Origin of the sequence: Stenotrophomonas rhizophila (assembly GCF_000661955.1) — a bacterium.
Lineage (GTDB): Bacteria > Pseudomonadota > Gammaproteobacteria > Xanthomonadales > Xanthomonadaceae > Stenotrophomonas > Stenotrophomonas rhizophila.
The window spans coordinates 2,279,102-2,291,940 of the sequence record NZ_CP007597.1; the positions used below are offsets into that span (position 1 = coordinate 2,279,102).

Here is a 12,839-nt window from a genome sequence, read left to right on the forward strand (position 1 = left end):
CGTCCGGCACGGGTCAGTGTCCCCCGGCCGCAACGGCGGCATCGTGCGTGCGCAGGCGTCGCTGCTTCTCAGCGATCAGGCGGCGCATGTTGTGCAGGGACGCCAGCATCAGATACGCGCCCTCCAGATACCCGGCGCGATTGAGTTCAGCCAGCGCAGGACCGTCCAGCAGGGCCAGGCGGTCACGGTCGATCGCGTGCAGGCCATTGACGCCGATCCGATGCTGCGGATCGATCTGCACGTCCAGGGCAAGGGGCTGAATCAGGCCTTTCGCATCGAACATGGCATACATCTCCGCGCCAAAAGCATGACCATCATGTATGCCACGCAGCACGCCTGCGATATGGTCCAGGTAGGGGGTATTGCCGCCCTGCGGCAGGAACACCGGCTCGCCCTGCATCGCATTGACGCGCGGATGATCCAGGTCCACGTGCAGCACCGCGTCCTGGGTGAACGCACCGTCGACCTGGTGCTCCTGGAATCCGATGAGGAACGGCCCCTTGGCCGCCGCCCCGGGCAGATAGGACGCATTCCAGCGACCGTCCTGCAGATACAGATTCTCGTGCTGCTCAAACCCCAGCAGAACCACCGACTGCCACTGGCCTGTTGCGGCGTCCTTGCGAAGGAAGATGGGGTACTCGCGCTGCAGCTCGGCAAACTCACTCGGGTAGGCCGGGACCATGCCCACCGCGTCGCCAAATTCGGGCCCGAAGCCGGTCGCCACCCGCAGGTCGCGATGGGCGATGTTGTTGAGCATTTCGTAACGCGGCATGGTGCTGTCCAATCCCCTCAGGAGCCGTGAACAGGTGCCGCTGCGCGTGCAGCGGCACCCACCGTTCAGAACCTGTAACGAACGCCGAGCATGTAACGCGGACTCTGATCTGCGAGCTTCACGATCATCTCCGAGGTGCGGGAACGCCAGCGGACGTCTTCACCGGTCAGATTGATCGCTTCCAGGCCGAACGACCAGTGATCATCCAGGGTGTAGTTCACGCTGAGATCCCACTGTTCGTACGCTTCCACGTAGTACGGATTCCGGCTGGCCCCCTGGTTGGCCAGAATCAGGTACTGGTCGCGCCAGTTCCATGCCAAGCGAACCGACCAACCGTACTTTTCGTACATTAGCATCGCATTGGCCGTGTCGCTCAGGCCCGTGAGCGAGAACTGGTCGATGCCCGGGTCACCCGCATTGTTGTAGCCGACATCCCCGTCCACGATGGTGTAGTTGGCCAGGACGCCAAAGCCGGTGTCGCCGAAGAAGTACTGCCCGCCCAGCTCCCAGCCGTGCAGCTTGGCCTTGTTCTGGTTGATGGGGCGGTTGACGTTGAACTGGTACAACGGGTCAGCGCCCGTGCCATACAGATCGTAGGCCGCTTCGGTGGCCAGCACCTGCGCGTCGGTACCGGTGTAGGCGCCCAACCCGGCCGGGTTGTTGCGCAGCAGGGCCAGCGCGGTGAACAGCGCGGTGTCATTGGCCGAGCACGCCGCCGCATTGGCTGCGCCCACCTGGGTGATGCAGGCGCCGCTGTTGAGGAATGCCAGGGCGGCCTGCGCATCCGGACCAGCGGTGGGATCCCGCAGGCCGTACAGGTTCTCCTGCACGATGGTGTTGCCGATGAAATTGTCGACCGACTTGTTCCAGTACGTCACCGACACGTAACTGGCGTCCGCGAAGTACCACTCCAGTGCCAGGTCGAGGTTGTCCGACTCCAGCGGCTTCAGCTGCGGGTTCTGGGCGGTGCCACTGGCCCGCGAGGACGGATCGATCAGCACCGAGCCAAACGGTTGCTGTGCGGTCGGGCCTGCGTAGAGGTTGCCGATCGGCGCACGCGCGATGCTCTTTCCGAACGAGACACGCCCCTTCAGGTCGTCCATGAGGTCGATGCTGAAGTCGAGGTTGGGCAGAATGTAGCTGTAGGTGTTTTTCTCGGTGAAGGGCTGCTGTTCGTCGGACAGGATCACGCGGAAGTCATTGTTGGACTGCCATTCGATGGCTTCCGGGATGGCGATGACCGAGGTGGAGACCACATCGGTGGTTTCATAGCGCACGCCCAGACGGGTATTGGTGCGTCGGCCGCCCAGTTCGCCGTCCAGCTCGACCTGGAAATAGGCCGATTTGGTCTTCTCCTCCACCAGGTTGTCGGCGGCGCGCTGCGGGCTAACGCCCAGATTGGCGCCATAGTTGTCCGCCGCCCACTGCGCCAGGCGGCCAGCATCGCCGCGCCAGGCCGTGAAGCTGTTGGCGTTGTAGTCGTTGAACAACCCGACGATGTTGACCGGCTGCAGCAGGTCCATCAGCCCGTTGGCAACATCCCCGTCAACGTTGGCCACGCCCCAGTCGCCCAGGGTGTTGTAATTCTCCGCGGCCTGGATGCGGTGGGTGGTCTGCTTGCTCGAGTCCACGCCAAACTGGAAGCGCCCCTTGTCGAAGCTCCATTCACCGTCGACGCGGCCCTGCTTGATCTCGCTGATCTGGCTCTGCGAATTGATGCGCAGCACCTGCGAACCAATCTCGCCCGGCACGAAGCCCGGGTTGACCACGCCGTTGGTCTTGGCGATGGCGTCTGCCGTGCTCGGGTACCAGACCTGGGTGCCCACCGGCAGGCCGTTGTTGAAGTTCATTTCCTGCACCCATGACCCACCGCAATGCGGCCCGGTGGTGCAGTTGTTGGTGCCGGCGATGCTGCTGAAGATGGAGCCGCCCCCGGTGAGCGGATCGTTCGGCCGACTTTCGTTCTTCGAATTGTGCGCGTCGAAGGTCAGCTTGAACCGGTCGGTGACGTTCCACAGTGCATTGAAGCCGAGCGATCCCAGCTTGTACTTCTGCATGCTGCGCTGCTGTTCAAGCCCGAAATCCTTGGTTCCCGCGATTTCGCGGATATAGATCGGCGTAGCGACCGCACCGCTGGTGTCGAAGGTTACATCGGTGTAGTTGCTGTTCTGCAGCCACATGCCCTGCTCGCCACGATTCTCGGTGATCTCGTTGGTCGAATAGGTGTAGTCCAGGGTCAAGGTCACCGCGTCGGTCGGCGCGAACTGCAGCACCGCCTGGCCATTGATGCGCTCACGCTCGAACTCGGAGAACGCATAGCGGAGGTCGTTCGGGCGACCGTACAGCGCGCCCACCGCCGGTGCATTGACCACGGTCGGGTTGCCCGGCATCGTGCCGGTCCACGGCTGGATGTTCCAGTAGTTGTTGGTGGCCTGCACCGAACCACCCTTGCGCTTCTGGTAGCTGGCACTCAGTCCGACGCCGAAGGTCTTGTCCGGATTGCTGTAGCTGAAAATGCCGGACAGTTCCGGTGTCAGATCGTCAGCGAACGGTTGGCTCTCGTCGTAGACGGCTTTGGCGCCGACACTGGCGACGGTGCCCTCATGGTCGAACGGCCGCGCGGTCAGGATGTTGATGGTGGCGCCAATACCCCCGCTGGGCACGTTGGCCTGGCTGGTCTTGTAGACCTCGATGCCATTGATGGCTTCAGCGGCCAGCTGGGCGAAGTTGAAGGCGCGGGTACCGCCGTCCACGCCGCCGATGGCCACCTGGCCCGACGCGCCGAACGCATCGGCGCCCGGCATCTGGCGGCCGTTGAGGGTCACCATGTTGAACTGGGGACCAAAGCCACGCGCTGTTACCTGCGCGCCCTCACCATCACGGCGTTCGATGGAGATGCCGGTGATGCGCTGCAGGGACTCGGCCAGGTTGGTGTCGGGGAACTTGCCGATGTCCTCGGCACTGATCGCATCCACCACACCGGCCGAGTCACGCTTGATATCCATCGCCTGGCTGAGGCTGTTGCGGATGCCGGTGACCTGTACGGTGTCCAGCTGTGTCGGGCTGGGCTGGGCCTGTGGCTGGGTAACCGGCGCAGGCGTCGACGCGTCCTGTGCGAATGCGGGATTGATGACCAGGACGCCACCTACGAAGGTGAACATGGCCCTGGATGTGAACTTCGCCAGCGTACGGCTCATGAACGAGCCCTCCGGCCTGCGGTACGACGGATCGAAAACGCGCTCATGACTCTCCCCTCTGACATACGATCGAATGGATGTACCGCCCCTCCAGGGGGCACGTACGGGCGATGCCCGTCTTCCACACCGAACATCGCAGCGCGCTGTGCGCTCGCTGCGACTCAACTCGCTTTCAGACTTGCCAGAACAGCCGCGTGGTAAAGGGGGGGTACCCGCTGGCCTTACCCCGGCACAGTGGTAGCGCTACCATCACGTCACGGGCGCAGACTAATCACCCGGGATAACGCTTGTCATCATGCAGCGCAGCAAAGGAGCCGAGCCCTTGAAGAACAGCCCCAAAGCGGCCCGTCGGAAAGCGAGCGGCATCACCATCGACGACGTTGCGGCGCATGCCGGGGTGTCGGCCATGACCGTGTCGCGCGTCATCCACGGCCATGCCAGCGTGCGCGACGCCAACCGGGAACGGGTCATGCGCAGCGTGCGCGAACTGGACTACCGGCCCAACCTTGCGGCAAGCGCGCTGGCGGCGGCACAGCACACCTGCATCGCGCTGATCTACACCAATCCCAGCTCCAGCTACCTGCGCGAGCTGCTGGTCGGTGCGCTGCGCGGGTCCACCCGGGCGGCGGCGCAGTTGGTCATCGCCACTTGGGATGAACTGGATACCGAGGCACGCTGCGAAGCAGCACGGCAGCTGTCCAGCAGCGTAGCGGGCGTGATTCTTCCGCCGCCCCTGTGTGAATCGAAAGCGATCGTCGACCAGTTTGTCGGCGCCGGCATCCCGGTGGTCTCCATTGCGTCCAGCCATCTCAACGACAGGATTTCCTGCGTGCGCATCGATGATCGCCAGGCAAGCCACGACATGGTGTCGCATCTGATCGCCCACGGTCATACCCGCATCGGGTACATCAAGGGCGATCCGAACCAGACCGCGAGTGCGCACCGCTCGCAGGGCTACCGGGATGCGCTGGCTGACGCGGGCATCGGCTATGACCCCGCGCTGGTCCAACCCGGCTACTTCACCTACCGCTCCGGACTGGACGCGGCCGAACGGCTGCTGACCCTGCAGCCGCCTCCCAGCGCAATCTTCGCCAGCAACGATGACATGGCATCGGCCGTTGTTTCCGTCGCGCATCGGCGCGGCCTGGAGGTGCCGGATGATCTGTCGGTGGTGGGCTTCGATGACACCTCCGCCTCGATCATGGTGTGGCCGGAACTGACCACCGTCCATCAGCCGGTGGCAGAGATGGCAGACAGTGCGGTCGACATCCTGTTGCGGGAGATTCGCCGCACGCCGTCCTCGGGACGCGTCACGGTCAACCATGTGCTTGCGCACCAGCTGATCATGCGCGATTCGGTATCGAGGCCTGGGCTGGCCTCAGGACGGCTGCCATCGCCAGAAGCGGCAAGCCGCTTCTGGGACATCGATGAGCAAGGTGGCTGACGCCGCTTGAACCTACAGCCCGAATCCCTGCGATTCTGTGCAAGGACCGCTAGCGGCGCAGGGCGTCGATGATCACGCCTGTCGCGATCTCTACCAGCAGGTAGTCCGTATCCGACTGCCGAACCCACCGCTGCCCGCGACCGGGATCCCGCAGACGGTACTGCGCGTAGTCGTCCACCCAGTAGCGGCGATCAACCTCCGCCCAAGGCAAGCGGTCACCACGATGCCAAGCCTTCTTCTGCCAACCCGGCGGTGGTGCGTCACGATTGTGGGGGCCGCCTGCATGGGGCGGCGGGCCGTTGCCCCGTGCATGATGCGGAGGATCGGCCCAGACCGGGGCCGCAACCATCGCCACTACCACGCCCAGGGCGACGCCAAACAAACGACCGGCTTTCATGGAGAACCTCCTGGTCCAGCCGCAGTGCGCGGCGTCATGTCCGGAATATAGAGCAGGGTCTGTGAACGAATCGATGCGCCCGGCCGGTGCCAGTTGGGCGCCCCGCCACCCATCACTTCGGGGGTGCTGACGGCGACGGAGAATCCGGCTTCGCTGGCGAGGCCGTGTCGGCCGTTGCGTAGGCGCGCGCCTTCACTCGGAAGGGGGCAATGCATCCGGCGAGGGGGATGCAGATGGAGACAGCGAATGCGACAAACGCCAGTTTTTTCATCGAGGGGGCCATGCGTGGGGGCTACTTTTCTGTGAGCGCTGGAGTCTGGCGCTGTTCATTGTAGATCGATAACCCACTGCCGGAAGTAGCGCGCATCTGCGGAGGTGCGCGGCGGCCGCCCTTCTGGTCTGCCAGCCTTCCGACCACGGCACCTTCACCGCATCGCCCTATGCTGGAACCCCCTTCGCGTCCATAAGGTAAAGCGCCATGACCAAACTGCACACGCTGATGATTGCCGGCTGCCTGATGGGTTTCAGTGCCGTGGCATCCGCTGAAACAGTCAACCTGACCAACAGCGCAGACGGCGCCAACCGCGATGCCGGTATCACGGCGGTGAAGAAGAAGCTGCAAGAGGCCTGCACCGAACGCAAGGGCTCGCCCGACGCCGATTCGTTCGAAGTGGTCTTCGAAAAGACCAGCGACAACCCGAATGTGCCCAAGCCTTACTACGTGGACGGCAAAATGAAGTGCGAGCTGCCGGGCTGAGGTCAGCCGGTCAGGGCTCAGCCCGGTGCTTCAGGCCGAACCCGCAGCCTTCTCGCGCGCGGCGATTCTCTCGACCAGCGTGTCGATCGCCGCCTCCATGGCATGCGCCGTATCGTCGCCGCTCTGGTTGGTGATCACGAATATGCCGAGGTCGTACTTGGGCACGATGTAGATGTAGCACTGCGACCGTGGCACGCCCCCATGATGCGCAAAGTAGACGCCCTTCAAGGCGTCGCTGCTGACGATGTTCCAGAAGTAGCCGACGCTGAATTCGGGATCGAATCTCACCAGGGCGCGATGCGATTCCGCCACGACCGGCCCAGCGGCCAGCTGGAACTTGAGGTACTTCACCATCTCGGGAACGGTCGCCTTCACGTTTCCGGAAGCGCCCCAGGGCAACTGCGGCATCGGCGTGGTCGGTATCGGGTTGTCACTGTGGTACCCAACCGCAAGACGGGGCGCCTCGGCATCGCTCAGCCGGAGCCTGACGCCGGTCATGCCTGCAGAGTCCCCCAGGAAGTCGCGCAACAGCGTTTCGTAGTCGCGCTTGTAGACCACTTCCAGGATGTGCGCCACCAGCTCCGTTCCCGCACTTGAATAGGCGTATTCCTCTCCGGGCATGCCGGCAATCTCGACCGTGTGCAGATCCCTGAAGAAATCCGCCTGGCCGTAGCGCGCGTACACGGCATTGAGTTGGCCGGGCGTACGGTGATCGGTGAAGTCGGCCAGCACCGTGTTCGCACGCGCCGGCAACATGTTCGGCAGACCACTGGTATGTGAGAGCAGGTTGCGAACGCGCAGGGGCTCGCCCTTGTACTGCAGGTTCGGGTAGTCCCCCTGCAGGTACATCCGGATGTCGTCGTCCAGACCCACCTTGTGCTCCAGGACGGCGTTGGCCATCAGGGTGCCGGCCAGGGTCTTGCTCAACGAGCCGATTTCGTAGAGGGTCGCGTCGGTCGGAGGGCCTGGCTTCCCCGCTTCCATGTCGCCGCGGTGCCGGATGAACGCCTGGCCCCGGTACACCACGCCGATCGAGGTCGAGTGCAGCAAGGGTTGCTCGATGAGGGTTGCGGCGACCTCATCGATGTCCGTGGCCAGATCCGTCGCCGGGGCTTTTTCGCCGGCGCATCCGGCGGCCAGAAGCGCAGCGACCACTACGAGGCAACTCAACCAGTGCCTGTGTCGAACAACCATCGAAGTAGCTCGCATGCGTCGGCGCTTGGTGGGTAGGCGGAAAGGGACCTTAAGATAGCGGATGAACGGCGCGCACGCCTGTCGCTGGAGGTTGGGCGGCTACCGGCCATGCCGCGGGCGGTAGCGGACCAACGGTCCGCTCTACGATGGATCGTCCAGCCCTGGCCGCAGCGGACCAACGGTCCGCTCTACCGTGTCCCCGACCTTTCATTCCTTCGGTTCAGCGCAGCTGATCCTTCAGGAACACCCACGTAATCAACGTGGCATCGGGCCCGTCGGGATCGGTAAACGGCAATCCCGTCTGGCTGCCACTCCACGCATGCCCCATCCCCTGCACCACGTAATGCTGGGCCAGCGTCCTGCCGCCGTAGGTGTAGGTGTCAACCCGATATGCGCGCCCACCCGGCACCTGCCCGTTGTAGGTACTGGTCGGCACGTACTTCACCGAGTCGTTGTCCAGGCCATCGTCGGCCAGGTCATTGGTCTGCAGGAACTGGCGCACGGCCTGCTGGCCGTTCACCGGGTTCACCGTGCTGTCGGCGGTGCCATGGAACACCAGCACCGGGATCGGTCGCGGTGTCGGCGAGCCCGAGCACTGCCAGGCCAGCCGACCGTTGCTGTCCGGCGAATAGATGCTGCCCGCCAAGAGCGCGTAGGCGCTGCCGGACACGGTGGTGGCCCCCTTGTACATGCCGCCAGAATGGATCGCACCGGCGGCGAATACATCCGAATAGCAGGCCAGCATGATCGAGGTCATCGCACCACCGGCCGAAATGCCGGTGACGTAGACCCGGCGCGGATCGACGCTGTAGCTGCCCTTCACCTGGTCCACGATCCCGGCCAGGATCGACGCCTCGCCGCTGCCGCGCGCCTGGTTGATCGGCAGCTGCCAGTTCCAGCAGCGTGCGGGGTTGGCGGTGACGTTCTGCCGGGGATAGACCACCAGGAAGCCTTCCGTATCGGCCACGTCGTTGAAGCCGGAGGCCTCGCCCATCAGGTTCGGCCCGGTCACGCAGCCGTGCAGCACCAGCAGCACGGGCAGCGGCTGCGTGGCGTCGTAGCCCGCGGGCACCCACACCTGGTACTCGCGGGCGCCGAAGATGTTGCCGAACAGGCCCACATCCCAATGCCCGGCGGGCCCTGCCGCGAAGGCGCTTGCCGCCGTTGCCAGCCAGGTGCACAGCACCAGCGCGGCCGCCTTGATCGAATTGATTCCAGAGTTCATTGCCAGATCCTCATGCGTGAGTCGTGGATGAAGTGGTTCCGGGAATCCTCGTGGACCAGCCTTCCAGAGGGTGCTGCGACGCCGCTGTCAAACCCAGCCGGTGGCGTAATAGATGCCGATCACCACGAACACCGCGAGGGTCTTGATGACGGTCACCGCGAAAATGTCCTTGTAGGCCTGGCGATGGGTCAGCCCGGTCACCATCAGCAGGGTGATGACCGCCCCGTTGTGCGGCAGGCTGTCCATGCCACCGGACGCCATCGAGGCGACCCGATGCAGTACCTCCATCGGGATGCCGGCCGCCTGCGCGTTGGCGATGAAGGTCTCCGACATCGCGGCCAGGGCGATGCTCATGCCACCGGATGCCGAACCGGTGACGCCGGCCAGGCCGGTTACCGTGACCGCCTCATGCAGCAACGGATCCTTGATGGAGCCCAGCGCGTTGGCCACCACCATGAAACCCGGCAATGCAGCGATCACTGCACCGAAGCCGTACTCCGATGCGGTGTTCATGGCCGCCAGCACCGCACCGCTGATGGCCGCCCGGGTGCCTTCGGCAAACTGGGCGACCACCGGGCGCCAGGCCAGCGCCAGCACCGACAGGATGCCCACCAGCAGCGCCCCCACCACCGCCCAGATTGCCCCGATCTTCGCCACGTCCTGCACGACCGGCGCGGCGTTGCCCATGATCGAAGGCATGAAGCTGTGCTCGCCGCCGCCGTACCAGTGCGGCATGCCCAGGGTAAACAGCTTGTTGGAGACGAACACCAGTACCAGCGGCAGCACGGCAATGCCCGCGTGCGCCAGATGCGTGCCGGTGAAGGGCGTCGGCTCGTTCACCAGGGTGGCCGGGTCGCCGTAGCCCTCGCCGTTGCGCTGCGCGACGCGCCGGCGCCACTCCAGGTACGCCATCCCCACTGCAAGCACGAAGATGCTGCCCAGCGTGCCCAGCACGGGCGCCGCCCAGGTATCGGTACCGAAGAACGTGGTCGGGATGATGTTCTGGATCTGCGGCGTGCCGGGCAACGCATCCATGGTGAAGCTGAAACCGCCCACCCCCAGCGTCGCCGGGATCAAGCGCTTGGGAATGTTGCTCTGGCGGAACATTTCGGCCGCGAACGGATAGACCGCAAACACCACCACGAACAGCGACACGCCACCATAGGTCAGCAGGCCCGACACCAGCACGATCGACAGCATCGCCCGCTGTGGGCCGAACAGCCGGATCGCGGCGCCTACGATGGAGCGGGAAAAGCCGGACAGTTCGATCAGCTTGCCGAACACGGCGCCCAGCAGGAACACCGGGAAGTAGAGCTTCAGGAAGCCCACCATCTTGTCCATGAACAAGCCGGTGAACATCGGGGCCACCAGCGAGGGGTCGGTCAACAGCACGGCGCCAAGGGCGGCGATGGGCGCGAACAGGATCACGCTGTAACCGCGGTAGGCCACCAGGATCAGGAACCCCAGCGCTGCAAGTACGATCAGTAACGACATACGGCGCTTCCAGGTGAGGACGCGCCCAGTATCCGGATCTGGCGGTCGCTGCCGACTGGACCTAGGTCCACTCGCCGGTGCACCGCGGCGCCGCTAGCCTAGGCTCCATGGGTGGCAATGGGCCATCCGCCACGTAGATGCCTTGGGGGAGGACCGCATGAAACGGAATTGCTTGAGCCTGATGATCGGCGCGCTGTTGGCCTCCGGGCCGGTACTGGCACAGGAGGCGCCACGCGCCGCACCGGCGGCAGGCAAGACCGCTTCGGCCACCAATCTGGACAGCATCACGGTAACCGCGCGCAAGCGTGAGGAAACCCTGCAGGAGGTGCCGGTGGCCGTCACCGCCTTTACCTCCGAGGCGCTGGACAAGATGAATGTCCAGGACATCAGCGACCTGGATGGCCAGGTGCCCAACCTGACCATCTACGCCGCGCGCGGCGCCAGCAGTACGGTCACCGCCTACATCCGCGGCATTGGCCAGTCCGATCCCACCTGGGGCGCGGACCCGGGCGTGGGCATCTACCTCGACGACGTGTACATCGCGCGCCCACAGGGTGCGCTGCTGGACGTGTTCGACGTATCGCGCATCGAGGTGCTGCGCGGTCCGCAGGGCACGCTGTATGGCAAGAACACCATCGGCGGGGCGATCAAGTACATCTCGCGCGGCCTGCCCACCCAGAACGAAGGCTTCGCCCAGATCACCGTGGGCAACTACGGCCAGCTGGACGCCAAGGCCGCCATCGGCGGTCCGGTGGGCGGCGCCGACAGCGGCCTGCGGGCGCGCGTGGCGGTGGCCAGCATGAACCGCGACGGCTTCGGCGAGAACACGTTCAATGGCCAGCCGGTCAGTGACAAGCAGATCAACGCCGCCCGCCTCAACGTGGGTGCCTACGCGGGCGACGATTTCGACGTGCAGTTCGCCCTGGACTGGATCGACGACCAATCCGGCATGCGCGGGTCGAAGATGCTGGCACCCAACCCGTTCACCCCGGCCTACCCGCCGATGGATGACCGCTACGACATCCGGTCGGGCATGCGCAACCTCAACAGCGTCGAGACCAAGGGCGCGTCGGCAACGGTGAACTGGCGGCCCAACGACGACCTCGCACTGAAGTACGTGGTGGCCAAGCGCGAGTCGGACAGCGATGCCAACATCGACTTCGACAGCACGCCGGTCAAGCTGGCCGATGTGGGCGGGGCCTACACCGACAACCAGGTCAGCAACGAGGTCCAGCTCAACTATGATGCCGGTGGCAAGGTGCGCGGCGTGGTGGGCTTGTACCAGTTCAGCGGTGAAGCCGGTGGCCAGATCCGCAACAACTTCTTCAACCTTCAGTTCGGCGATACCCGCGGCAAGGTGCTGACCGACAGCATCGCGCTGTATGCCGATTGGACCTTCGACCTGACCAGCAAGCTGAAGCTGGACGTCGGCGCCCGCTACACCGACGAGGACAAGCGCGCGATCGTGTTGAACCGCTTCTACGCCGATGCGACCTTCAGCAGGCCGATTGCGGTGGCGGCGGATTTCGACAAGAAGACCAACTTCACGAACGTCTCGCCGAAGGTGTCGCTGGACTACCAGATCACCCCGGACATCATGGTCTACGGATTGGCGACGCGCGGCTTCAAGTCGGGCGGCTACAACATCCGCGCCAACGCCGTGGCCGTGCCGCGCTCGGCCGAGCCGTTCGACGACGAGACCGTCGACAGCATTGAGATCGGCAGCAAGATGGCTTTCCTCGACCAGCGCGTATTCCTGAACCTGTCGGCCTTCCACAACAAGTACAAGGATATCCAGCTGTCGGTGTTCACCGGCATTGATACCAATGGCGACGGCACCAATGATGCCTTCTTCGGCGACTTCACCAATGCCGGCGCCGGCACCATCAACGGGCTGGAAATCGAGTACCAGTACCTGCCCAGCCAGCACTGGTTGATCTCCGGCAACCTGGCCTGGCTGGACGCCAAGTACGATGAATACATGGACCGTGGCGTCAACGTGGCCGACCAGATGAAGTTCACCAACGCACCGGATTTCTCCGGCGCGTTGAACGTGGAGTACCGCACCGATCTGGCCAGCGGCGGCAACCTCTCGGCACGGGTGAGCTACAGCTACCAGAGCGAAGTGTGGCCGACCACCGACCTGAGCCCGGTGATCCGCCAGGACGGCTACGGGCTGGTCAATGCCGGTGTGATCTGGAAGCTGGACGATGCCTGGACCTTCTCGCTGCAGGGCACCAACCTGGCCGACAAGGAATACCGCACCACCGGTTACAACATTCCGGCGGTCGGCACGCTGATAGGCTTCTATGGCCCGCCGCGCCAATATAGCCTCAGCGTTCGTTACGATTTCTAGGAA

9 protein-coding genes are annotated in these 12,839 nt (G+C 64.4%); 3 read left to right on the forward strand and 6 right to left on the reverse strand.

What is annotated here, in order from left to right; translation table 11 throughout:
- Positions 1–13 precede the first annotated feature (13 nt).
- On the reverse strand, positions 14–772 hold the full coding sequence (locus DX03_RS09735; protein ID WP_038688296.1) for a SapC family protein: 759 nt from the start codon (positions 770–772) through the stop codon (positions 14–16).
- A 65-nt stretch (positions 773–837) separates the two neighbouring features.
- The gene (locus DX03_RS09740; protein ID WP_038688298.1) at positions 838–3,969 is read right to left on the reverse strand and encodes a TonB-dependent receptor; all 3,132 of its coding nucleotides are present in this window, start codon (positions 3,967–3,969) and stop codon (positions 838–840) included.
- 295 nt (positions 3,970–4,264) lie between these two features.
- Here DX03_RS09740 and DX03_RS09745 point away from each other — a divergent pair, with 295 nt between their 5' ends.
- Positions 4,265–5,413, forward strand: coding sequence for a LacI family DNA-binding transcriptional regulator (locus tag DX03_RS09745; protein WP_081797213.1), 1,149 nt, complete (start codon positions 4,265–4,267; stop codon positions 5,411–5,413).
- Positions 5,414–5,462: 49 nt separating this feature from the next.
- Here DX03_RS09745 and DX03_RS09750 read toward each other — a convergent pair whose 3' ends face one another.
- The gene (locus tag DX03_RS09750; protein WP_038688300.1) at positions 5,463–5,810 is read right to left on the reverse strand and encodes an RcnB family protein; all 348 of its coding nucleotides are present in this window, start codon (positions 5,808–5,810) and stop codon (positions 5,463–5,465) included.
- Between the two features lie 478 nt (positions 5,811–6,288).
- Here DX03_RS09750 and DX03_RS09755 point away from each other — a divergent pair, with 478 nt between their 5' ends.
- Positions 6,289–6,567 (forward strand): hypothetical protein, encoded by a 279-nt coding sequence (locus tag DX03_RS09755; RefSeq protein WP_038688301.1) that lies wholly within the window; start codon positions 6,289–6,291, stop codon positions 6,565–6,567.
- 30 nt (positions 6,568–6,597) lie between these two features.
- Here DX03_RS09755 and DX03_RS09760 read toward each other — a convergent pair whose 3' ends face one another.
- The 3 genes from DX03_RS09760 to DX03_RS09770 form a co-directional block, all read right to left on the reverse strand.
- The gene (locus DX03_RS09760) at positions 6,598–7,722 is read right to left on the reverse strand and encodes a serine hydrolase domain-containing protein (RefSeq protein WP_244880217.1); all 1,125 of its coding nucleotides are present in this window, start codon (positions 7,720–7,722) and stop codon (positions 6,598–6,600) included.
- A 259-nt stretch (positions 7,723–7,981) separates the two neighbouring features.
- Positions 7,982–8,986: an extracellular catalytic domain type 1 short-chain-length polyhydroxyalkanoate depolymerase gene (locus DX03_RS09765; RefSeq protein ID WP_038688305.1), complete on the reverse strand. Its 1,005-nt coding sequence runs from the start codon at positions 8,984–8,986 to the stop codon at positions 7,982–7,984.
- Between the two features lie 87 nt (positions 8,987–9,073).
- Positions 9,074–10,480: a GntP family permease gene (locus DX03_RS09770; RefSeq protein ID WP_038688306.1), complete on the reverse strand. Its 1,407-nt coding sequence runs from the start codon at positions 10,478–10,480 to the stop codon at positions 9,074–9,076.
- Positions 10,481–10,637: 157 nt separating this feature from the next.
- Between DX03_RS09770 and DX03_RS09775 the strand changes: the two genes are divergently transcribed.
- On the forward strand, positions 10,638–12,836 hold the full coding sequence (locus DX03_RS09775) for a TonB-dependent receptor (RefSeq protein WP_244880218.1): 2,199 nt from the start codon (positions 10,638–10,640) through the stop codon (positions 12,834–12,836).
- The last annotated feature ends 3 nt before the right edge of the window (positions 12,837–12,839 follow it).